At 60.7% G+C, this 21669-nt stretch carries 20 protein-coding genes; 10 read left to right on the top strand and 10 right to left on the bottom strand.

What is annotated here, in order from left to right; all coding sequences use genetic code 11:
* The first annotated feature begins 197 nt into the window (after positions 1-197).
* The 8 genes from msuE to BLT65_RS29065 all read left to right on the top strand — a co-directional run bounded on the left by msuE (position 198) and on the right by BLT65_RS29065 (position 8099).
* On the top strand, positions 198-779 hold the full coding sequence (gene msuE / locus BLT65_RS29100) for an FMN reductase (RefSeq protein ID WP_091784128.1): 582 nt from the start codon (positions 198-200) through the stop codon (positions 777-779).
* A 28-nt stretch (positions 780-807) separates the two neighbouring features.
* The gene (gene sfnG, locus BLT65_RS29095; protein ID WP_091784125.1) at positions 808-1911 is read left to right on the top strand and encodes a dimethylsulfone monooxygenase SfnG; all 1104 of its coding nucleotides are present in this window, start codon (positions 808-810) and stop codon (positions 1909-1911) included.
* Positions 1911-3059, top strand: coding sequence for an AMP-binding protein (locus tag BLT65_RS29090; protein WP_091784122.1), 1149 nt, complete (start codon positions 1911-1913; stop codon positions 3057-3059). Before sfnG ends, BLT65_RS29090 begins: the two co-directional genes overlap by 1 nt.
* A 3-nt stretch (positions 3060-3062) precedes the next feature.
* Positions 3063-3857 (top strand): ABC transporter ATP-binding protein, encoded by a 795-nt coding sequence (locus BLT65_RS29085; protein ID WP_244186688.1) that lies wholly within the window; start codon positions 3063-3065, stop codon positions 3855-3857.
* Positions 3858-3870: 13 nt separating this feature from the next.
* Entirely contained in the window at positions 3871-4752 is an 882-nt protein-coding gene (locus BLT65_RS29080) for a branched-chain amino acid ABC transporter permease (protein WP_091784116.1), read from the top strand.
* An 8-nt stretch (positions 4753-4760) separates the two neighbouring features.
* Positions 4761-5828: a branched-chain amino acid ABC transporter permease gene (locus tag BLT65_RS29075; RefSeq protein WP_091784113.1), complete on the top strand. Its 1068-nt coding sequence runs from the start codon at positions 4761-4763 to the stop codon at positions 5826-5828.
* 124 nt (positions 5829-5952) lie between these two features.
* Positions 5953-7248, top strand: a complete 1296-nt coding sequence (locus BLT65_RS29070; RefSeq protein ID WP_229517898.1) for an ABC transporter substrate-binding protein — start codon at positions 5953-5955, stop codon at positions 7246-7248.
* 2 nt (positions 7249-7250) lie between these two features.
* The gene (locus BLT65_RS29065) at positions 7251-8099 is read left to right on the top strand and encodes an ABC transporter ATP-binding protein (RefSeq protein ID WP_091784107.1); all 849 of its coding nucleotides are present in this window, start codon (positions 7251-7253) and stop codon (positions 8097-8099) included.
* A gap of 352 nt (positions 8100-8451) precedes the next feature.
* Here BLT65_RS29065 and BLT65_RS29060 read toward each other — a convergent pair whose 3' ends face one another.
* The 4 genes from BLT65_RS29060 to BLT65_RS29045 all read right to left on the bottom strand — a co-directional run bounded on the left by BLT65_RS29060 (position 8452) and on the right by BLT65_RS29045 (position 11917).
* Positions 8452-9039, bottom strand: a complete 588-nt coding sequence (locus BLT65_RS29060) for a cytochrome b (RefSeq protein WP_091784104.1) — start codon at positions 9037-9039, stop codon at positions 8452-8454.
* Positions 9040-9170: 131 nt separating this feature from the next.
* The gene (locus BLT65_RS29055; RefSeq protein WP_091784100.1) at positions 9171-9521 is read right to left on the bottom strand and encodes a hypothetical protein; all 351 of its coding nucleotides are present in this window, start codon (positions 9519-9521) and stop codon (positions 9171-9173) included.
* 99 nt (positions 9522-9620) lie between these two features.
* Positions 9621-10607 carry a fumarylacetoacetate hydrolase family protein gene (locus BLT65_RS29050; protein WP_244186686.1) on the bottom strand — a complete coding sequence of 329 codons (987 nt, stop codon included), beginning with the start codon at positions 10605-10607 and terminating at the stop codon, positions 9621-9623.
* Between the two features lie 26 nt (positions 10608-10633).
* The gene (locus BLT65_RS29045) at positions 10634-11917 is read right to left on the bottom strand and encodes an MFS transporter (RefSeq protein WP_091784094.1); all 1284 of its coding nucleotides are present in this window, start codon (positions 11915-11917) and stop codon (positions 10634-10636) included.
* A 726-nt stretch (positions 11918-12643) separates the two neighbouring features.
* Here BLT65_RS29045 and BLT65_RS29035 point away from each other — a divergent pair.
* A complete protein-coding gene (locus BLT65_RS29035) occupies positions 12644-13696 on the top strand; it encodes a LacI family DNA-binding transcriptional regulator (protein ID WP_091784088.1) in 1053 nt (350 codons plus the stop codon).
* Between the two features lie 46 nt (positions 13697-13742).
* Here the strand turns inward: BLT65_RS29035 and BLT65_RS29030 are convergent, their stop codons facing one another.
* The 6 genes from BLT65_RS29030 to BLT65_RS29005 all read right to left on the bottom strand — a co-directional run bounded on the left by BLT65_RS29030 (position 13743) and on the right by BLT65_RS29005 (position 20623).
* The gene (locus tag BLT65_RS29030) at positions 13743-14690 is read right to left on the bottom strand and encodes an electron transfer flavoprotein subunit alpha/FixB family protein (protein ID WP_091784182.1); all 948 of its coding nucleotides are present in this window, start codon (positions 14688-14690) and stop codon (positions 13743-13745) included.
* Between the two features lie 26 nt (positions 14691-14716).
* Positions 14717-15466, bottom strand: a complete 750-nt coding sequence (locus BLT65_RS29025; protein WP_079499643.1) for an electron transfer flavoprotein subunit beta/FixA family protein — start codon at positions 15464-15466, stop codon at positions 14717-14719.
* A gap of 127 nt (positions 15467-15593) precedes the next feature.
* On the bottom strand, positions 15594-16436 hold the full coding sequence (locus BLT65_RS29020; RefSeq protein ID WP_091784085.1) for a 3-hydroxybutyryl-CoA dehydrogenase: 843 nt from the start codon (positions 16434-16436) through the stop codon (positions 15594-15596).
* A 13-nt stretch (positions 16437-16449) separates the two neighbouring features.
* Positions 16450-18111, bottom strand: coding sequence for an electron transfer flavoprotein-ubiquinone oxidoreductase (locus tag BLT65_RS29015; protein ID WP_208545816.1), 1662 nt, complete (start codon positions 18109-18111; stop codon positions 16450-16452).
* 79 nt (positions 18112-18190) lie between these two features.
* The gene (locus tag BLT65_RS29010) at positions 18191-19429 is read right to left on the bottom strand and encodes a CaiB/BaiF CoA transferase family protein (RefSeq protein WP_091784083.1); all 1239 of its coding nucleotides are present in this window, start codon (positions 19427-19429) and stop codon (positions 18191-18193) included.
* 6 nt (positions 19430-19435) lie between these two features.
* Positions 19436-20623, bottom strand: a complete 1188-nt coding sequence (locus BLT65_RS29005; RefSeq protein ID WP_091784079.1) for an acyl-CoA dehydrogenase — start codon at positions 20621-20623, stop codon at positions 19436-19438.
* A 127-nt stretch (positions 20624-20750) separates the two neighbouring features.
* Between BLT65_RS29005 and BLT65_RS29000 the strand changes: the two genes are divergently transcribed.
* Positions 20751-21662, top strand: coding sequence for a LysR family transcriptional regulator (locus BLT65_RS29000; RefSeq protein WP_091784076.1), 912 nt, complete (start codon positions 20751-20753; stop codon positions 21660-21662).
* Positions 21663-21669: the final 7 nt, after the last annotated feature.

The following is a 21669-nucleotide window of genomic DNA, read 5'->3' as shown; positions in this document are numbered from 1 at the left end:
CAATGGTTCCATGTCACCACGATATGTGGCCGGGAAACAGGCTCAAACCGTTATGCCCTTTGGTTCAGCGTGCTGATCGAGATAGCTCGCCACACTCGCCGCGAGCATGGTCTGTCTGCGCAAAGCCAATGGCACGGTATTCGCTAAATAGGCTGCAGTCCCGATTAATTCGATTCCAGATTGAAAGGATTGTTCGCATGAGCAACAGATTGAAAGTGGTCGCGGTCTCAGGTGGATTGCAACGGCCGTCACGCACTCTCGTCGTGGTCGAACGTGTGCTCGCGGCACTCGGCGACGCAGTGCCCGTCGACACGCATCTCGTCGAACTCGGCCAGATCGCCTCGAGTCTCGCCGGCGCGGTTCATCGCGCGCAGGTCCCTGCCGACGTGGAGGCGCACATCAAGGCCATTGAATCGGCCGACCTGCTGGTGGTGGGAAGCCCCGTCTACCGGGCGTCGTACACCGGACTCTTCAAGCATCTGTTCGATCTCGTGCATCACGAGGCGCTCTTCGATGTGCCGGTTCTGTTCGCCGCGACCGGCGGCAGCGATCGCCACGCGCTCGTCATCGATCATCAGTTGCGTCCGCTCTTCAGCTTCTTTCAGGCGCGCACGCTGCCGGTCGGCGTGTACGCGTCCGGGGCGGACTTCAACGGCTATGCCATTTCGAGCCCGGCACTGGAAGAGCGCATTGCACTGGCGGTGACGCGCGCGCTGCCCTGGCTGCATGCGGGCCGCCTCCCCGATGCGTTTGCGCAGGCCGCGACACTGGCTGCATAAGCCCCTTCACTCAACCATCAGGAACACCATGAGCCAGAACCCTTCTCACGACGATGACGTCAAGTTCGCCTACTGGGTGCCCAACGTCAGCGGCGGCCTGGTTGTCAGCACGATCGAACAACGCACCGACTGGAGTCTCGAGTACAACCAGAAGCTCGCACAAACCGCGGAGCGGGCGGGTTTCGACTACGCGCTGAGCCAGATTCGTTTCACCGCCGGCTACGGCGCCGAATATCAGCACGAATCGGTTTCATTCAGTCAGGCGCTGCTACACGCCACCACCAGACTCAAAGTGCTTGCCGCGATTCTGCCCGGCCCGTGGAATCCCGCAGTCGTTGCCAAACAACTGGCCACGATCGACCATATTTCGAATGGCCGTATCGCGATCAACGTGGTGAGCGGCTGGTTTAAAGGCGAGTTCACCGCGATCGGCGAGCCATGGCTCGAACATGACGAACGCTATCGGCGTTCAAACGAATTCATTCAGGCGCTCAAAGGCATCTGGACACAGGACAACTTCACCTTCAAGGGCGACTTCTACCGCTTCAACAATTACACGCTGAGTCCCAAGCCGGTTCAGAAACCTCATCCCGAGATCTTCCAGGGCGGTAGTTCACGCGCCGCTCGCGACAACGCCGCGAGCGTGTCCGACTGGTACTTCACCAATGGCAATACGCCGGAGAACCTGAAAGCGCAGATCGACGACATCCAGGCCAAGGCAGCCAGAAATAACCACAAGGTGCGCATTGGAGTGAACGCCTTCGTGATCGCGCGCGATACCGAAGAAGAAGCGAAGGCCGTACTCGACGACATCATCAGGCATGCTCACGTCGAAGCCGTGCAGGCCTTCGGCGATGCGGTGAAGCAGGCCGGCAAGGCTTCGCCCGAAGGCGAAGGTAACTGGGCCAAATCGAGTTTCGAAGACCTCGTGCAATACAACGACGGTTTCCGCACCAATCTTATCGGCACGCCGCAACAGATTGCCGAGCGCATTGTTGAACTGAAGTCAGTGGGCGTGGATCTCGTGCTGGCCGGCTTCCTCCATTTCATCGAAGAGGTGGAGTACTTCGGCAAACGCGTCTTGCCGTTGGTGCGCGAACTCGAACGCAAACAGCAGGCAAAGGCTGCCTGATGACGGCGCACGCACAGCCGTCGACGCTACCGGAGTGGCTGCGCCATCAGGCGCGGCGCCGGCCGCATGCCGTCGCGTTGCGCCACAAGCGGCTGGGCGCATGGCACGCGTTGTCGTGGCAGGACGTGGCCACGGCGGTCGAGCAACTGGCCGCCGGTCTCGCGCAACGTGGTTTCACTACGGGCGACGCGTTGCTGCTGGTCAGTCATCCGCGTGAAGAGGCGCTGTTACTGTCGCTCGCCGCTCAGTGGAACGGTGGCGTGGCCATCCCGCTCGATCCGCAAATCGCCGACGGCACGTTGCGCGCGGCGCTCTCGCAGCTCGCGCCACGTTTCGTGTTCGCCGCAGACGACAGCCAGTTGGATCGTCTGCTGGCGCATGAAGGATTGCGCGTGATCGACGCCAACCCGCGCAACCTCCCGCCCCATCCGCACCCCGCCGTCACCGACTATCGCGCACTGTCGATCCTGCACAAAGGCCGCTTCACCTCGACCGCGCGTCCTCACGACAACGCCTTCGCCTTCGTGCGTCTGGATGCGCATGGACACCTCGTTGCGCAACACTTCTCCCATGCGACGCTGATACGCGAAGCAGAGCAACTCATCGGCACGGAGAAGCTGACCGCTCGCGACGAGGCGTTCGCCGCGCGGGCCTTTGCGGCGGCCTCCCAGGCACGCTACCTGATCGCGCCATGGATAGTGAGCGGCTTTCGCCTGAATTTTCCGGAGTCGCTGGCGACGCGCGACAACGATCGCCGCGAACTCGCGCCGACGCTGGTGGCCGGCACGCGCGAAACCTACGCGCGGGTGGCCCAGCTTGTCGACGAGCGCTTGCCGGGCACCCGCTCATGGCGCCGCCGCCTGATCAGCCGGGCGCAACGCGGACAGGGCGGCCCGCTCGTGCGCACCTTGACCTGGTGGCTCATCACCCGCCCGTTACGCGAGGTGATCGGTTTTTCACGCACCCATGCGGCGCTCGTCATCGGGCCGCCGCTCGACGAGACGACCGCATCGCTATTCAGCGCGTTACGGGTGGACGTGCACGCCTGGCCCGATACCGGCGAATGGCGACGCGTCGAGCCCCAGCGCGAAGCCGCAACGCATGAGCGCCATGGCGCGGACGGCGCGGCGCAACAACCGGCGTATTGATGCATGACTCAACTTTCCATGACTTCGTCTTCCAACGCGCTGCTGTCGCTCGATCGCATCTCGCTGTCGTTCAAAGGCGTGAAAGCGATCACCGATATCAGCTTCGCCGTGCGCAGCGGTGAAATCTGCGCATTGATCGGCCCGAACGGCGCGGGCAAAAGCTCATTGCTCAATGTCATCAACGGGGTCTATCAACCGCAGCATGGCAGCGTGCATTTTGACGGCCGTGACTATCGGCGGATGAATCCGTATCACGCCGCGCACAGCGGCATTGCGCGCACGTTTCAGAACATCGCGCTATTTCGCCGTATGAGCGTGCTGGACAACGTGCTGACCGGTCGCAATCTGCACAGGCGCAGCACATGGCTCGAACAGACCTTGAACATGGGCCGCTCGCGCGCCGATGAACGCGCGCAACACCAATACGCCGAAGTCGTAATCGACGCGCTCGACCTGCAACGTTACCGGGATACCACCGTCGGCACGCTGCCGTACGGCGTGCAGAAGCGCGTCGAACTGGCCCGCGCCCTCGCCGCCGAGCCGCGTCTGTTGCTGCTCGACGAGCCCATGGCCGGCATGAATGCCGACGAAAAGCGCGCCATGGCCGGTTATGTGCTCGACGCCAACATGCAATTCGGCGTGACCGTCGTTCTCATCGAGCACGACATCGGCGTGGTCATGGACCTGTCGGATCACGTGGTCGTGCTCGACTACGGCAAGAAGATTGCCGACGGCGCCCCCGCCGACGTGCGCAGCAACCCGGATGTGCTGGCCGCCTATCTCGGCACCCGTCATTGAGAGACCGCAGAATATGGGATTTTTTCTCGAAGTACTCGTTGGCGGCTTGCTGGCGGGCGTGATGTACTCGATGGTCGCGATCGGCTTCGTGCTGATCTACAAGGCGTCCGGCGTCTTCAATTTCGCGCAGGGGTCGATGGTGCTGTTCGGCGCGCTGACCTACGTGAGCCTCGTCGAGCGGAATGTGAACCCGGTCCTCGCGTTTGGTCTCGCGCTCGCGGCACTGGTGCTGATTGCCTTGCTGATCGGCCGCCTCGTGCTGCGCCCTCTGGTGAATCGCCCGCCCATCGTCCTCTTCATGGCGACGCTGGGTCTGAGCTTCATTCTGGAAGGCGCCGCGCAGCTGTTCTGGGGCGCTCAGGTGCACGGCCTGGAGCTGGGTATCGACGACAAACCGCTGAACGTGGGCGGCGTCATGATCAGCCAGTTCGACATGTTTGCCGCGGCCACCGCCGGCGTGCTGGTGCTCGGCCTGTCGCTGCTGACCAATCGCACGCGGCTCGGTTTGTCGTTGCGCGCCGTCGCCGACGACCCGCTCGCCGCGCTGGCCATCGGCGTACGGCTGCCGCGAGTCTGGGCAATCGTGTGGGCGCTGGCCGGGTTCGTCAGCCTCGTGGCGGGGCTTCTGTGGGGCGCGCGGCTCGGCGTTCAGTTCTCGTTGTCACTGGTCGTGCTGAAGGCGCTACCGGTGCTGATCATCGGTGGCTTTTCGTCGATCGGCGGTGCGATTGTCGGCGGCTTGCTGATCGGCGCGTCGGAGAAGCTTGCCGAAGTGTATGTGGGCAGTCTGCTCGGCGGCGGCATCGAAAACTGGTTTCCGTACCTGCTTGCAATGCTGTTCCTGCTCGCACGGCCCGTCGGTCTATTCGGCGAACCCGCCGTCGAACGTGTGTGAGGCCGCAAATGTCATCGTCCAACGCCGCGCTGGCCTCGCCGCGCAAGTTCAAACGGTACTCGCAGCGCTTGCCGCTGCTCAAGCCCGGACTCGCTGTAATCGCTGCGCTAATCGCATGGGTCGTCGTGCCGCTATTCGGCAACGACTATTGGCTCAACGCGATTCTGATTCCGTTCCTCGTGCTCTCGTTGGCGGGACTCGGATTGAATCTCGTGACCGGTTACGCGGGACAACTGTCGCTCGGGTCCGCCGCGTTCATGTCGATTGGCGCCTATGCCACCTACAACCTGGTCGTGCGCGTGCCGGCGTTGCCGCTGGCCGTCGACTTGTTTCTCGGCGGACTGATCACCGCGGTTGCCGGCGTGCTGTTTGGCCTGCCGAGTTTGCGCATCAAAGGCTTCTATCTGATCGTCTCGACCCTGGCCGCGCAGTTCTTCGTGGAATGGATCTTCACGCGGGTGAGCTGGTTTTCCAACGACGATACGTCGGGCGTGCTAAGCGCGCCGCGACTCACGACGCTCGGCTGGAAAATCGACACGCCCGCCGCGCGCTACCTGCTCGTGCTCGGGGTCGCCACGGTGCTGTTCGCTCTCGCAGCCAGCCTCGTGCGCAGCGAACTCGGCCGACGCTGGATGGCCGTGCGCGACATGGACACGGCCGCACGCGTGATCGGCATTCCGATCGGCCGCACCAAGCTGCTCGCCTTCGCGCTTAGCTCGTTCGTCATCGGCATTGCGGGCGCGCTGTGGGCGTTTGCGTATCTGGGCACAGTCGAGCCGCACGGCTTCGATCTCAATCTGTCGTTCCAGGTGCTGTTCATCATCATCATTGGCGGCATGGGCAGCATCGGTGGGAATTTTCTTGGGGCGGCGTTCATCGTCCTGCTACCCATCTTTCTTTCGAACGCGGCCGGTGCGCTCGCTACCGTCGGCATCGAAGCCGGCCAGTTGCAAAACCTGCAGAAGATCGTCTTCGGCACGCTGATCATCGTTTTCCTCATCAAGGAGCCGGACGGGCTCGCAAGACTGGTTCGGACCGCACGGAATCGTCTGCGCGACTGGCCGCTGCGGGCATGACGCCGCGTTCTCTCATCGTTTTTCAAACCACTGCCTATCCATTCAAGGTCCGACCAGTATGAATCTCATCGACTCCTTCAAAAAGCGCGGAGCGGTCTCGCGCGTGGCGACCGCCGCCGGCCTGATGCTCGCCCTCACCGCTGCGTTCGCGCCCAATGTGCGAGCCGCAGGCGAAGAATATTTCCCGCTGCAAAGCTATCGCGTCGGCCCCTATGCGGCGGGCGGCAGCGGCTTCTTCGGCGGCTTCATTGACTACATGAACCTCATCAACAAGCGTGATGGCGGAGTCAATGGCGTCAAGCTGACGTGGAGCGAATGCGAAACGGAATATGTCGTGGAAAAAGGCGTGGAATGCTACGAAAGGCTCAAGAGCGGCCTGAACGGCGCTCCCGCGGCGGCGACCAACCCGCTTTCGGTCGGCATCGCCTATGCAACACTCGACCGTTCGACCGTCGACAAGATTCCACTCATCACGATCAACCACGGCCGCACGGATTCGACCGATGGCGCGGTGTTCCCGTATGTTTTTCCGCTGCAACTCAACCCGTATAGTGAGGTCTCCGCGATCGTCAACTACATCGGCCAGCAATCAGGCGGCCTGAATCAGCTCAAGGGCAAGAAGATCGTGGTGCTTTACCACGGCTCGCCTTACGGTCGCGAGACCATCCCTGTGCTGGACGCCCTCTCCAAAAAGTACGGCTTCGAACTCACACAGATCGAAGTGCCGCATCCGGGCAATGAGCAAGGTTCGCAGTGGCTCACCATCCACCGGATCAACCCCGACTGGGTGATCCTGCGTGGCTGGGGTGTCATGAATCCAGTCGCATTGAAATCCGCGCAGAAAGTCGGCTTTCCCGCGAATCACATCATCGGCAACATCTGGAGTAATTCGGAAGAAGACGCGCGCCCGGCGGGCGACGCCGCGAAGGGTTTCATTTCGATCACCACGCATCCTTCAGGTACCGACTTCCCCGTCATTCAGGCGATCAACCAGTATGTGATCAAACCTGGCAACGGTAACCTGAAAGACCCTGCGCGTTTCGGCACGGTTTACTACAACCTCGGCGTGGTCAACGGCATTCTGAATGTCGAGGCATTGCGCGTAGCGCAGGCCAAATTCGGCAACAAGCCATTGACGGGCGAACAGGTTCGCTGGGGCTTCGAGCATCTCAATCTCGACGACGCGCGTCTGAAGCAATTGGGCGCATATGGGCTGGTTCAGCCGTTGAAGTTGTCCTGCTCAGATCACGAAGGCGGCGGCGCCGTGCGCTTCCAGCAGTGGGATGGTCAGCAATGGAAGGTCATCAGCGGCTGGGTGCAGGCGGATCGTGCATTGCTACGTCCGATCATCGAGAAGTCAGCGAATGCGTACGCCAAGGAGAAAGGCATTACGCCGCGCGATTGCAGCAAGGATATCTGACCATGAGCACCGCGCCGATCCTGCAGGTTGACGACATTGCCGTGACGTATAGCCAGCTCATACCGGCACTGCGCGGCGTTTCACTGACCGTGCCGTCCGGCGCAGTCGTCGCCTTGCTGGGCGGCAACGGGGCCGGCAAGACGACCACGCTCAAGGCTGTCTCGAGCCTGCTGCGCGCCGAACGCGGTGAACTCACGTCGGGTCGCATTGCGTATCGCGGCGAACTGATTACCGAAGCGGACCCGTGGACGCTCGCCGGGCGCGGGCTCGTCCAGGTGCTGGAGGGACGGCGTTGCTTTGCGCATTTGTCGGTCGAAGAGAATCTGCGGCTGGGGGCCTTTGTACGGCAGCCCGCAAGGGCTGACCTCGAGGCGGAACTCGAGCGCATTTACGGGATCTTTCCGCGACTCAGGGAGCGCCGAAAGGCACTTGCGGGTTATACGTCAGGAGGCGAACAGCAGATGATCGCGATCGGCCGCGCCTTGATGGCGCGGCCCGCCCTGATCCTGCTCGACGAGCCTTCAATGGGACTTGCTCCGCAGGTCGTCGAAGAAATCTTCGAGACGGTGGCGTCGCTGAATCGGGTCGATGGTGTGAGCTTTCTGCTGGCGGAACAGAACGCCACGATTGCGTTGCGCCATGCGCAATTCGGGTACGTGCTAGAAAGTGGCCGGGTCGTCGCAAAAGGCGATGCTCAGACGCTACTCGGGCTCGACAGCCTGCGGGATGCGTATCTGGGAGGCGACAAACCCGGCAGCGGTGGAGCGCTGCAAAGATCACGTCGATCTCAGGCTCCGTCGGCTTTGCTGAACGTCAGGACGGGTTCCTTCCCGACCTGGCAAAATCGCTAAGTGCGCGATATGAAACCAATCCAAGACAGGTGAGGAAGAAGCGGCAATCGACCAGAGATTGACTGGAGGCCATTCGCCGAGGCGCACGCGGTCGGCGCCCCGCCCTGCGGTCATGTATCCGGAACCAAGGGCAAAGTGGATGCATTGTTCGCGAAAAAAGAACCCGACGATCGCCGGGCAAAAAATTCGCGCTCTCGCGCGCGAATGGGACGGAAGTCAGTCTGGCTACAGGCTCGCTTTGTTATATCGGCTACGCCACGCATGAATCACTTGCCGAACCGGAAAGGTTATCGCCTTCTCTACTCCGCTTCTGCTCACCTGCTTCTCATACAAACCTTGCTGCAACCGTAATCTAGCCTGTCGACGATTGATGTTTCTGCTCACTGCTCTCTCTCCGACGAATGCACCAGGACGGCAGCATCGATTCGAGGGAATCGCTGCGGTCGACGAAGTAGTGCTTCAACGCCATAAATACATGCCCGCAGACCAGGACGGCAATCGCGTATGCCACGTAGATGTGCATCTGTTTGAAGATAGGTGCAAGCGCAGGGGTCTTGTCCATCAATGGCGGCAAGAAGAAAAGACCGGCAACCGGAATCTTGAATCCGGCCGCCGAACTCCAGAGCCACCCCGAAACTGGCAGCACAAGCATGCATATATACAGGAGCAGGTGTCCAAAACGCGCTGCTGCGCGCTCTAGCGAGGGAACGCCGCACGACGCCTCCGGCGCGCCGTGAATGAGCCGCCAGGGTATCCGCGCTACCAGCAGAAACAGTGTGATCGTCGCGATCGACTTGTGCAGCATGATGCTGTCGGCCTGGATTTTCTGCGGCAAGCTCAGGGTGCTGGAGTAATACCCCGCAATCCATGCACAGATGATCACTACGGCCATCGTCCAGTGGAGAACCTTCGCGATCGACGTGTATTGTCTCCGTTCCATTTCAACTCCTTGATGGTTTATTTCGCCGGGGCTAACCGGAGCCTATTGGCGGCGAGCGGACAAGCGCTTGCCTCAAGGTCCGCCGATGTAGGCATGCTGGATTTATTACGAAATGATGCTGCCAGGGATGATCAGTTCGAAGATGCCGGCCCCACGGGGATCGCCTTCTGAGGGGCGGACTTGCGCTCGGCATTAAGAAGGTTCTCGGGATACTGGTCAGGCGCTGCCTGCGGCCCATAACCGTTTCGCTCGAGGTTCTTCAGTTCGGCATTCCTGACTTGACGTGCCTGCTTTCTCTCGGCCTTTCGTTGTTCCTTGAGCGCCTGCTTCTGTGCCTTGCTATCGGCTCTGCTCGCCGACGTCGTCGCTGTATCCGGCTTCGACTGCGCTGGCGCACTCGCCATCTCCCCCTGTGCTTCTGCGACGAGCGGCACGGTTGAAATCAGCAACGCCGCGACCCAATGTCGTGAACCTTTCCACATGGTGATCTCCTCTATGAAATGTATGTTGTAGGTTTCAACAAACTACAAAGTTCCAGGCCTGGAATGACACCAGACCTGTCTTACCCAGCTACGCGTTGATCAAGCGTTTGACTGCGCGATGCACATCACACGCTGGGACCCAAGACCTTCGATACCCGCCTCGACTACATCACCCGGACGCAAGTAACGCCCATGGTGGCTGCCAATGCCGGCCGGCGTGCCAGTGCATATCAGGTCGCCGGGCTCCAGCCGTGTCGAGTTCGAAAGACAGGCAATCTGCTCGCCAATGCTGAAGATCATGTCGCTGACAAGGCCGTCCTGCATCAAGGACCCGTTCAGGCGAAGCCATAACCGGAGTTGCGTCGCATCGCCGACATTCCATGCGGGAACCATCCAGGGCCCGGCAGGGAGCCAGCCCGGACGTGATTTCGATTGCAGCCAGTCCGTGCCCATCGCTGGCGCATCCCGACGAAATACGCGATCGCGCAATGTGATGTCGTTGACGATGCAATAGCCCGCGATGCAATCGAACGCATCTTCAACCCGGACATGCGCTGCGCTTTTACCGATCACGACACCGATCTCCACTTCCCAGTCGAGCGTCTCGAGATTGGGTGAGATAGCCAGGGGATCGTGAGGTCCAGACACGCACGCTGCACCTTTGATGCAGATGTATGGCGCGCCATTGCGACGCCGCGCTTCAATGGAATTCAGCGCCGCTTCGCGCCGTGCGGCAGCGCCCGGACCGTCCGGTCCATCGTCGGCATCGAGAGCAGCTTGCAGAAGCTGGTCGCGGTAGTTGCCGATCGTGCAATAGACCTGCCTGGGCGCTACTGGGGAATGCACTCGAAAGTTCGAGAGCGGCACGCCAAGTTTTACGATCGCGTCGGTGGTCGCGGGGTCAGCGCAGATCTGCTTGAGCGAGGGTGCGTTTACCTCCCACTCGCGCAAGAAAGTCTCGATGCAGCCCGTGCCGCGAAAGCCAAGATGCGCCCAATGGGCTAATGCGAGTGCATGCGTGCCAATCGACAACGCGGGAAGCGGAATGCATTGAGCAATTGAAACATTGACAAGGACGGGAAGCATGGCAGTGGTCGTTTCGCTCGGGCGAATCATGCGTCACCGTTACGTGCGATGACGACTCCGATACTGTCCGGCGCAGGCTGCGTCTGTGTATTCCCGTCACGGCGCTTGCGCGGTGCGGTTTCGATGAGGAAAAACGCGACCACTGCACCTGCGGCCAGGCTGTAAAGCGCGAAATCAAGCGTACGTGCAAGACCAAAATGCTGCGCAATGAACCCTGCGATGACGGGGGCTACCCCGCCGCCAAACGTCTCGCCCACGCCCGACACGAATCCGATCGTCGACGCGATGAGTCCGACAGGAGCAGCTTCCGTCGCGACGGGACCACTAAGCAGACTCAACAGACCCATCGAGAACATTGCGACACCGAACAGCAAAACGAACAGCAAAACCGGATTGGGACCTGTGTACGAGAACAGATACAAAAGAGCGGCCGCACAGACGAATCCGATCAAGGCCGTTGGCCGGCGACCGATGAAGTCCGACAGGCCGGCAAGCGCAAAGCACCCAATAAATCCGCCAAATCCCACTGCCGAGGCGACGAATCCCATGCTTCGCATGTCGAGATGGACGACAGAAACCAGGTACGTCGGGACCATCGCACCTATGACGAAGATCCCGCTCATCGCGCACAGAATCGCGATCGTCGCGACGGTGACGTTCCGGTTGGCAAAGAGCGCAGTCCAGCGCGGCCGTTCGACAGGTTCGTGCGACATGCGTACCGTGGGCGTAACCTGATCACGCACGTAACGCCAGATAAACGCTGCAACGATCAGTCCGGGAACCGCCGACAGCGTGAACACCCAGTGCCAGTTCGGAACGACCTGAAGCAACTGTGTGGCGACGATAGGCGCAAAGCCAAGACCCATCAAAGGAATCATGCTGATCTGAATCCCCTGATTCAGTCCGCGGCGCGCCGGCAGCGAAGCCTCACTGTTCGCTGCGATACTCGCTGGCGTAAATGCGCCTTCGGCAACGCCCATTGCCGCCCGCAATAGCAGCAGGCTGATAAAGCCCGTTGCCAATCCGGAAAGGCTGGACAGCAGCGAGAAAGCGATCATTGTCGTCACCAGGATCTTCTTTCGACCGATGCGGTCGGCAAGCGGCCCCATCGCGATCGACCAAAGGCCCCACGCGACGCCCAGTATGCCCACGAGGCTGCCCAGCTGCGAATAGTTCAGCCCGAGGTCGCGCATGATGTGTGGAAAAAGCGGAGCCAGCAGCCATCGATCGAAGCCCACCAGTCCAAACCCAATGCCGAGAAGCGCGAGTGTCCTGCGCTCGCGGCGGACGTCATGTCGAGGTGCATTCATTGTGGTGTCTCCATGTATTGCATTTGTCTAGTCGTCGTTCGGTGCTGCGTTGCCAGGGGCTACCGCACATGGCGCTAGCGGTTTGAAAGCGCCAACGTTGCGCGTCTGATATCGGGTGGCGAGACACTCCATCTACCGTCGCCGTGCTGGAAGAAAAAGATCGTCACGGTGCTACGCGAATTCGACGACACGACCCGGACACATCGGCTTCGCCCCAGCCTTTCAGGCCAGACGCGGCTGACTTCCAATGACGAAATTGCGGTTCGCCCGAACCACTTTTCGACATGAAACCGCAAGGACCCTTCTTCAAACATCGCGTCCATCTCCTCTTCACTTCACAAGCAGCCCAATCGATCACCTGCGTTCGACGGGCACCCGGTGCGAATCCATTACCGCCATCTCGATGGCCGCTGCCGGTTTTCACGTACCGTCACGCACTCAATGCGCTAACGTTAGCACGATAATAGTGTCGCTTTCTATGATCGTCAAATAAATATATCTATTCGACACGCGCTCACGTTAGCATTCAAGGACAGAAATATTCGTTGGAAATTGACTGATCATTCGATTGATTCGGCCTTTGATTCAGCGCGACAGGATTGCCATGAGTCCCAGAAGGCCGTTCGAAGCCGCGTCGCTGTGTGCGGCCAGCCAAGCGAGTTGGGGTTTGGCCGGTAGGACGCAAACGTTGTGCTATCGTTATAAAAAGCCTTCCATGGACATCTTATGATCACGATCAAAGACATCGCCGCTCGCCTGCAGGTTTCGCCCTCGACGGTAGGACGGGCGCTTGCCGACGACCCACGAATCAGCGCAGCCACGAAACAGAAGGTGAATGAAGTGGCAGAGGAAATGGGCTACGTGGCCAATCTGGCTGCGCGCATGATGCGCGGCGTCTCGAGCAACCTCGTCGGTTTTGTCCTGCCGGATATCAGGAACGGCTTCTACGCGACCATCGCCCATGCGCTGTCGAAGTGCCTCCAGGCAGCCGGATATCAGTTGGCGCTCTCGGAAACCGACGACGACCGGATGGTCGAGTTACACAGCGTTCGTGAACTCGCCAGCGCGAATGTCGCGGGGATCATCATCGTGCCGACCGCAAAGCCTCACCGGGAAACGGTCCGGTTGCTCAAGCTTTCACCCCATGTGCAACTGCTGCGCAGACATCCTACGATCGGTGACCAATGGTTCGGCATCGACGATACGCAGGCGATCTTCGAGGCGACCAGTCATCTCGTGCAGCTAGGTCATCGCCGGATCGGCTACATCGGCGGCACCGACGAGCTGCCTACCGGTTCGGCACGCCTGAAGGGTTATCACAACGCGCTTCCTGGTGGTGAGTCAGTGGAGCCCGCCCTCGTGCAACTTGGCGCGCCCAGCGACGCCGACTTCGGCCGTAGCGCGACCCGGCGGCTGCTATCGCTGCCCAAGCGTCCGACGGCGATCGTCGCCGGTTCGGTCCAGATGACCCAAGGCATCCTCGAAGAACTGACGGCCCAAGGCGTGCGGGTTCCCGATGACCTGTCGGTCGTCGGATTCGGCGACGAACTTGGGTTCCGGTGGTGGGGACCGGGACTCACCACGGTGGGGCTGCCTGTACACGACCTTGCCACCGCCTGCGGGCTCTGGTTTGTCCATCACATCCGCCAGAATTCGGCCAGCGCTTCGCCGTACACGTCGATCTCGCCCGCGACACTCATCTTGCGCGGCACTACACGTAAGCCTGGGCCCGTGGCGAAGACATCCACGCGCGCTTCGATGCGTGGAGCCACGGTTTGATGGGCCGTCATGCCCGGTGGTCGTGCTGGCAGATTCACTGATGCATCTAGGGATGAGCCTCAGTAAGCTGGTCGACGAGTTCGGGCACTAGTGTGAACAGATCGCCGACCAGACCGTAATCCGCGACGCTGAAGATCGGCGCTTCCTCGTCCTTGTTGATCGCGACGATCACCTTCGAGTCCTTCATACCGGCCAGATGCTGGATCGCGCCTGAAATGCCAACGGCGATGTACAGCTGCGGCGCGACGATCTTGCCCGTCTGGCCAACCTGGTAGTCGTTCGGCACGTAGCCAGCGTCGACAGCTGCGCGCGATGCGCCCATTGCCGCGCCGAGCTTGTCGGCCAAAGGCTCCAGCACTTTCGTGTAGTTCTCGCCGCTACCCAGACCACGACCGCCCGACACGATGACGTGCGCCGACGTCAGCTCCGGACGATCCAGCTTCGTCACTTCACGGCTCACAAAATGCGAGAGGCCCGTATCGGCTGCTGCTTCGATCTTCTCGACCGAGGCGCTGCCGCCTTCTGCTGCCACCGGGTCGAAGCCCGTTGCGCGCACCGTGATGACCTTGATGGGATCAGCAGACTGCACGATCGCAATCGCGTTGCCCGCGTAGATGGGACGCTCGAACGTGTCGGCCGAATCGACCGCCGTGATGTCGCTGATCTGCGCGACGTCGAGCTTCGCAGCGATGCGCGGCGCGATGTTCTTGCCATAAGCCGTAGCTGGCGCGAGGATGTGCGAGTAATCCTTCGCGATGTTCAGCACCGTCGCCTCGACGTTTTCCGCGAGGCCAGCGGCCAGTTGCGGCGCGTCAGCGAGCAGCACCTTCGCCACGCCTGCCACCTTCGCAGCCGCATCCGCCGCGCCTTGCGCGTTGTGACCCGCCACCAGCACATGAACGTCGCCACCGATCTTCTGCGCGGCAGCAACCGTATTGAGCGTCGCTGCCTTCAGCGCGGCGTTGTCGTGTTCAGCAATTACCAGAATCGTCATTTCATTCGTCTCCGCGTGTCCGTAGATCAAAGCACTTTGGCTTCGGTCTTCAGCTTCTCGACCAGCGTCTTCACATCGGCCACCTTCACACCAGCCGAGCGCTTCGGCGGCTCGCTGACTTTCAGCGTCTTCAGACGCGGCGTGACATCGACGCCCAGGTCTTCGGGCTTCACGATTTCCAGCGGTTTCTTCTTTGCCTTCATGATGTTCGGCAGCGTCACGTAGCGCGGCTCGTTCAGGCGCAGATCGGTCGTGATGACTGCGGGCAACGTCAGCGACAACGTTTCCGCGCCGCCGTCGACTTCACGCGACACCGTCGCCTTGCCATCCGCCACGACAACTTTCGATGCAAACGTCGCTTGCGGCAGATTGGCCAGCGCAGCGAGCATCTGGCCCGTCTGGTTGGAATCGTCGTCGATGGCCTGCTTGCCGAGAATCACCAGCTGCGGTTGCTCCTTGTCGACCAGCGCCTTCAAAAGCTTCGCCACGGCCAGCGGTTGCAGGTCTTCACCCGATTCGATCAGGATCGCGCGGTCCGCGCCGATCGCCAGCGCCGTGCGCAGCGTTTCCTGACATTGCGTCACGCCCGCCGACACGGCGATCACTTCCGTCGCCACGCCCGCTTCGCGCAGACGCACGGCTTCTTCGACAGCGATCTCGTCGAACGGATTCATCGACATCTTCACATTCGCAATGTCGACGCCCGTGTTGTCCGACTTCACGCGGACCTTCACGTTGTAGTCAACTACTCTCTTGACAGGAACGATGATCTTCAAGATATCTCATCCTCAACATTAAACGATCGTCTCCGCCGAGATCTGCTCGACGTAATTCGATGTATCGACGGGAGCCCGCCGCCGGACACTCCACGTTTATTGGACCCGAGTTCGCATCGAGCAGTGGTTAGTAGGTATGAAAACCCTGCCCGCTCTTTCGCCCGAGGTAACCCGCGTCCACCATTTCCTTGAGCAACGGCGCCGGGCGATACTTCGGCTCGTTGAAATCCCGGTACAGCACGTTCATGATCGCGAGCGTCGTATCGAGCCCGATAAGGTCCGCCAGCGCCAGCGGTCCGATCGGATGATTTGCGCCGAGCTTCATGCCCTCATCAATCTCTGCGGCGCCAGCAAGACCTTCCTGCAGGACGAACACTGCCTCATTGATCATCGGTATCAGGATGCGATTGACGACGAAGCCCGGTGAATTCTTCACGCAGATCGTGCTCTTCCCGATGCGCTTCGCAAGGGCAATAGTCGCATCGAACGTGGCATCGCTGGTTTGCAGGCCGCGGATGACTTCGACCAGTGCCATGACGGGAACGGGATTAAAGAAGTGCATCCCGATGAAGCGACGCGGGTCAGCGAGCGTCGCACCGAGTCTCGTGACGGAGACCGACGAAGTGTTGGTCGCGATGATCGCGCCTGGCTGGACGATGGCATCCAGCTTCCTCAGAAGCTCCTCCTTGACCTGAACGTTCTCGGTCGCGGCTTCGATCGCAAGATCGCATTCGACGAGTTCAGTCAGCACTGCGCTTCCCTTGATCCGCTCCAACGCTCCCGTCGCTTCGTCCGAAGTCGCTTTTCCCTTCGACACCATCCGCCCAAGATTGGCCGAAATGCCTTCGATGCCGCGTTCCACCGCGCGCTCGTCGAGATCGTTGAGGATCACGTTGAGGCCGGCTGTTGCACAAACCAACGCGATGCCACTTCCCATCTGTCCGGCACCTACAATTCCGATCGTTTGCATATCTCCCCTTCAATCACATGTTCGGATAGTTCGGACCGCCGCCTTCGGGCGTCACCCACACGATGTTCTGCGTCGGGTCCTTGATGTCGCAGGTCTTGCAGTGGACGCAGTTTTGCGCGTTGATCTGCAGGCGATCCTCGTCTTCTCCGGTTTTGATGAATTCATAGACGCCAGCCGGGCAGAAGCGCGCTTCCGGGCCCGCGTAAGTTTGCAGATTCACGGTAACGGGTATGCTCGCGTCCTTCAGTGTCAGATGTGGGGGCTGATTCTCTTCGTGATTCGTGTTCGAGATGAACACCGACGAGAGACGATCGAACGTGAGCTTGCCATCCGGCTTCGGATACTCGATTGGCGTGCACTGCGATGCCGGTTTCAGCATCTCGTGATCCCAATGCTGGTGGTGCAGCGTCCACGGCACATTGCCGCCCAGCAGCTTCTGTTCGATGCCGACCATCAACGTGCCGAGATACAGGCCCTTGCTCATCCACTGCTTGAAGTTGCGCGCGCGATAGAGTTCGGTGTGCAGCCACGAAGTCTTGAACGACTCGGGATACGCACTGAGTTCGTCGTTGTGGCGGCCAGCTTGTACGGCATCGAACGCGGCGTCGGCGGCGAGCATGCCTGTCTTGATTGCCGCGTGCGAACCCTTGATCCGCGACGCGTTCAGGAAGCCTGCATCGTCGCCCACGAGGGCGCCGCCGGGGAAAGCGAGCTTCGGCAGCGACATCAGGCCGCCCGCCGTGATCGCCCGCGCGCCATATGACACACGCTTGCCGCCTTCGAGGAACTTGCGGATTTCCGGATGCGTCTTGTAGCGCTGGAACTCCTCGAACGGTGACAGATACGGATTGGAGTAGCCCAAGCCGACGACAAAGCCCACCATCACCTGGTTATTGTCGATGTGATAGAGGAACGAGCCACCGTAAGTCTGCGTATCGAGCGGCCAGCCGGCCGTGTGGATCACGAGGCCGGGCTTGTGCTTCGCAGGATCAATTTCCCACAGTTCCTTGATGCCGATGCCGTAGACCTGCGGATCGGCGCCGTCGCGCAGCTTGAATTTGTCCGACAGTTGCCGGCCGAGATGGCCGCGCGCGCCTTCGCAGAACAGCGTGTACTTCGCGTGCAGTTCCATGCCGAGCTGGAAGTTTTCGGTCGGCTCGCCGTCCTTGCCGATGCCGAGATTGCCCGTCGCGACGCCTTTGACCGAGCCATCCTCGTCGTACAGCACTTCAGCGGCAGCAAAACCCGGAAAAATCTCGACGCCTGCCGCTTCGGCCTGCTGGCCCAGCCAGCGCGTGACGTTGGCGAGACTGATCACATAGTTGCCGTGATTCTTGAAATTGTCCGGTAGCGCCCAGTTCGGTACCGACTTCGCGCCCGTTTGCGAGAGAAACAAGAAGCGGTCCTCAGTCACTTCAACGTTCAAAGGCGCGCCCTTGTCTTTCCAATCGGGGATCAGCTCACAGAGCGCACGCGGGTCCATCACTGCGCCCGACAGAATGTGCGCGCCGATCTCCGAACCCTTTTCGAGCACGCAGACGCCGATCTCAACGCCTTTCTCCGCGGCGCGCTGCTTGAGCCTGATCGCAGCAGCAAGCCCCGCCGGGCCGCCGCCGACGATCACCACGTCATATTCCATCGACTCGCGCGAGCCGCCAGATTCGGGGGGATTCATTTATCAAGGTTCCAGTCTGACCGCGCCGCTCCCGCTCACAGCGCGTTCGGCATCGGTTAGTTCTCTGATGCGCGGGTATCTACAGTAGCTTCGTGCGGCGCAGTTCATCGATATCGGCTTCTGCCATGTCGAGCCAGTCTCGAAGGACCTCACCCGTGTGCTGCCCCAACGTCGGCGGGGACTGTCGGTATTGCACCGGCGACTCCGACATACGGATCGGATTTGCAACCAACGCCACGTGTTTCGCCAACGGGTGCGACATCTCGATGCGCACGTTGCGCGACTGCACCTGCGGATCTTCGAACACCTGGTCGAGGTTGTTGATTGGACCACACGGCACGCCTGCGGCTTCCATCGCGGCGATCCAATCCCCCGTCGCACGGGATACCGTGATCCCGCACATCATCGAAATCAGCTCGTTCCTGTGCTTCACGCGCTGCGGATTGCTGGCGAAGCGTTCGTCCTTGCTCCATTCCGGTTTGCCCAGCGCCGCGCAGAGACTGGCGAACTGACTGTCGTTGCCAACCGCGATGATCATGTGACCATCGGCCGTCGGAAAATCCTGGTACGGCACGATGTTCGGGTGCGCGTTCCCGATGCGGCGAGGCACCACGCCGCCCACGATGTAATTCGTCGCCTGGTTGGCAAGGCACGCAATCTGCACGTCGAGCAAGGCGAGATCAATGTGCTGCCCCGTGCCAGACCGTTCGCGACGCGCAAGCGCAGCAAGGATTGCCACCGTTGCATACAGTCCCGTCGTGATGTCCGTCAGCGCGACGCCCACCTTCAACGGACCTTCCCCTTCCGCGCCATCCGCACGACCTGTGAGACTCATCAGCCCGCCCATGCCCTGGATCAGGAAGTCGTAACCGGCACGTGCGGCATAGGGTCCCGTCTGGCCAAATCCCGTTATCGAGCAGTAGACAAGGCGCGGATTCAGTTCCTTGAGGCTCGCGTAATCCAGACCATACTGGCTGAGTCCGCCGACCTTGAAGTTCTCGATCACGACGTCTGCCTTGCTGGCAAGTTTCTTCACGAGCAGTTGTCCATCCGGTTCACTCAGGTCGATCGTCACCGACCGCTTGTTGCGATTGGCGCAGAGATAGTAAGCAGACTCGCCAGTCGACTCGCCGTCCTCATCGCTCAGCCAGGGCGGCCCCCAGGCACGCGTATCGTCACCCGCGCCCGGTCGTTCGACCTTGACCACATCAGCGCCGAGATCGGCCAGCAACTGGCTTGCCCATGGACCGGCCAGCACGCGAGAAAGATCGAGTACGCGCAGCCCGTCGAGCGCCCCCTGATTCGGTATCCCGTTCATGGCGGATCAGAACGCTGCAATGCCGGTAATGGCGCGGCCGAGAATGAGCGCGTGGACGTCGTGCGTACCCTCGTACGTGTTGACCACCTCCAGGTTCACCAGATGCCGTGCAACACCAAATTCGTCACTGATCCCGTTGCCGCCCAGCATGTCGCGCGCAACACGGGCGATATCGAGCGCTTTGCCACATGAGTTGCGTTTCATGATCGACGTGATCTCGACGGCGGCCGTGCCCTCATCCTTCATGCGACCAAGGCGCAAACACCCCTGTAGACCAAGCGTGATTTCAGTCTGCATGTCGGCCAGCTTCTTCTGGATCAACTGGTTCGCCGCGAGCGGCTTGCCGAACTGCTTGCGATCGAGAACGTACTGCCGCGCGCGATGCCAGCAGTCTTCAGCCGCGCCCAACGCGCCCCAGGCGATCCCATATCGCGCACTGTTCAGGCAGGTGAATGGGCCCTTCAAACCACGGATGTCCGGAAACGCGTTCTCTTCCGGGCAGAACACATCATCCATCACAATTTCACCGGTAATCGACGCACGCAAGCCGACCTTGCCATGGATCGCAGGTGCCGAAAGTCCCTTCCAGCCCTTCTCGAGCACGAATCCCCGGATCGCGCCTTCGTCGTCCTTGGCCCAGACGACGAACACATCGGCGATGGGACTGTTCGTGATCCACATCTTGCTGCCCGTCAGCAGATAACCACCGTCGACCTTCTTTGCACGTGTGATCATGCTGCCTGGGTCGGAACCGTGGTTCGGCTCGGTCAAGCCGAAGCATCCGATCCATTCGCCTCTCGCCAGCCTGGGTAGATACTTCTGCCGGGTGGCTTCACTGCCGAACGCGTTGATGGGCACCATGACGAGCGACGACTGCACGCTCATCATCGAACGGTAGCCGGAATCGACCCGCTCCACTTCGCGCGCGACCAGCCCATAGCAAACATAGTTGAGACCAGCGCCACCGTAGGTTTCGGGAATCGTCGCGCCCAGCAGTCCAAGCTCGCCCATCTCGCGGAAGATGTCGGCGTCCGTATGTTCACGACGAAAGGCATCGAGCACACGCGGTGCGAGACGTTCCTGACAATACGCATGGGCCGATTCGCGCACAAGGCGCTCTTCCTCCGTCAGCTGCTGATCCAGCAGCAGTGGATCGTCCCACTTAAACGACGGCGATTTGTGCTGTACGCTCATTTCATACTCAAAATAAGATTGGCATGAAGCGAATTTACAGCCACTTTTCCAGGGTCTCAAACGATTTGTTCGCACGGACCTGTGCGAAAATCGCACACGTCAATCCACGACGATCCGAGTCACAAGCATGCGCAGAAAAATTCCTTCGACGGCAGCGCTATCTGCGTTCGAGACGGCCGCTCGCCATCAGAGTTTCACCAAGGCAGCAGACGAACTGGCCGTGACACAAAGCGCGATATGCCGTCAGATCGGCTCACTGGAGGAATTCCTGGGTGTGAAACTGTTTCGACGCGACCGGCGCGGAGTCAGCCTCACCGAGGCGGGAGTGATCTATAGCCGCAAGGTTGCATCACGCCTGGATGACGTGGAGAGGGACACACTGGAGCTCATGGCCAAGGGCGGCCACGGCGGATCGCTCGAACTGGCGGTTGTCCCGACGTTCGCGACAAAGTGGCTGTTACCCCGAATACCCGACTTCATCGGCGAGTATCCGGACATTACCGTCAATCTCACGGTCCGCACGCGCCCGTTCCTGTTCGACGACACAGAATTCGACGCGGCGATTCACGCTGGAGCAGCGATATGGCCAGGAACGGAAGGCACCTTCCTGATGCGCGAAAGGCTGATCGCCGTATGCAGCCCGAAACTGCTTGCACCACGCACCAGGCTCGCAACGGCGGACTGGCGGCGATATCCGCTCCTGCAACAGAGCACGCGTCCCTATGCATGGCGTGACTGGTTTGCGTCGCACAACATGCAGGTCGAAGGAGATATGTCGGGTCCGAGGTTCGAACTGTTTTCGATGCTCGCCGAAGCAGCGATTCACGGTATTGGGATCGCCCTCATCCCTCGCCTGCTTATCGAAGACGAACTGCAGCGCGGCGTGTTGATCCAGGCGGCGGCCCACGAGCATCTGAGCAATCAGGCCTACTACCTCATCTATCCCGAGCGCAAGGCCGACAACGCGGCGTTGAAGGTGTTTCGCGACTGGATCACCACTCAGGCGCAGCAGTACCGGAAACCAATGGGGCTTGAGTGACCGTGCT

This window comes from Paraburkholderia steynii, assembly GCF_900100565.1.
In the GTDB taxonomy this organism is placed as follows: Bacteria; Pseudomonadota; Gammaproteobacteria; order Burkholderiales; family Burkholderiaceae; genus Paraburkholderia; species Paraburkholderia terrae.
Note: the sequence above shows the minus strand (reverse complement) of the source record. Positions and strands in the feature narration are given on the sequence as shown.

Bases quoted from the DNA above. Each gene is read 5' to 3' on its own strand.
- BLT65_RS29080 (WP_091784116.1), top strand. From the start codon at position 3,871: ATGGGATTTTTTCTCGAAGTACTCGTTGGCGGCTTGCTGGCGGGCGTG.
- BLT65_RS29035 (WP_091784088.1), top strand. From the start codon at position 12,644: ATGATCACGATCAAAGACATCGCCGCTCGCCTGCAGGTTTCGCCCTCG.
- BLT65_RS29055 (WP_091784100.1), bottom strand. From the start codon at position 9,521: ATGTGGAAAGGTTCACGACATTGGGTCGCGGCGTTGCTGATTTCAACC.
- BLT65_RS29015 (WP_208545816.1), bottom strand. From the start codon at position 18,111: ATGAATCCCCCCGAATCTGGCGGCTCGCGCGAGTCGATGGAATATGAC.
- sfnG (WP_091784125.1), top strand. From the start codon at position 808: ATGAGCCAGAACCCTTCTCACGACGATGACGTCAAGTTCGCCTACTGG.
- BLT65_RS29030 (WP_091784182.1), bottom strand. From the start codon at position 14,690: ATGACGATTCTGGTAATTGCTGAACACGACAACGCCGCGCTGAAGGCA.
- BLT65_RS29010 (WP_091784083.1), bottom strand. From the start codon at position 19,429: ATGAACGGGATACCGAATCAGGGGGCGCTCGACGGGCTGCGCGTACTC.
- BLT65_RS29000 (WP_091784076.1), top strand. From the start codon at position 20,751: ATGCGCAGAAAAATTCCTTCGACGGCAGCGCTATCTGCGTTCGAGACG.
- msuE (WP_091784128.1), top strand. From the start codon at position 198: ATGAGCAACAGATTGAAAGTGGTCGCGGTCTCAGGTGGATTGCAACGG.
- BLT65_RS29005 (WP_091784079.1), bottom strand. From the start codon at position 20,623: ATGAGCGTACAGCACAAATCGCCGTCGTTTAAGTGGGACGATCCACTG.
- BLT65_RS29085 (WP_244186688.1), top strand. From the start codon at position 3,063: ATGACTCAACTTTCCATGACTTCGTCTTCCAACGCGCTGCTGTCGCTC.
- BLT65_RS29060 (WP_091784104.1), bottom strand. From the start codon at position 9,039: ATGGAACGGAGACAATACACGTCGATCGCGAAGGTTCTCCACTGGACG.
- BLT65_RS29050 (WP_244186686.1), bottom strand. From the start codon at position 10,607: ATGCTTCCCGTCCTTGTCAATGTTTCAATTGCTCAATGCATTCCGCTT.
- BLT65_RS29045 (WP_091784094.1), bottom strand. From the start codon at position 11,917: ATGAATGCACCTCGACATGACGTCCGCCGCGAGCGCAGGACACTCGCG.
- BLT65_RS29065 (WP_091784107.1), top strand. From the start codon at position 7,251: ATGAGCACCGCGCCGATCCTGCAGGTTGACGACATTGCCGTGACGTAT.
- BLT65_RS29020 (WP_091784085.1), bottom strand. From the start codon at position 16,436: ATGCAAACGATCGGAATTGTAGGTGCCGGACAGATGGGAAGTGGCATC.
- BLT65_RS29090 (WP_091784122.1), top strand. From the start codon at position 1,911: ATGACGGCGCACGCACAGCCGTCGACGCTACCGGAGTGGCTGCGCCAT.
- BLT65_RS29070 (WP_229517898.1), top strand. From the start codon at position 5,953: ATGCTCGCCCTCACCGCTGCGTTCGCGCCCAATGTGCGAGCCGCAGGC.
- BLT65_RS29075 (WP_091784113.1), top strand. From the start codon at position 4,761: ATGTCATCGTCCAACGCCGCGCTGGCCTCGCCGCGCAAGTTCAAACGG.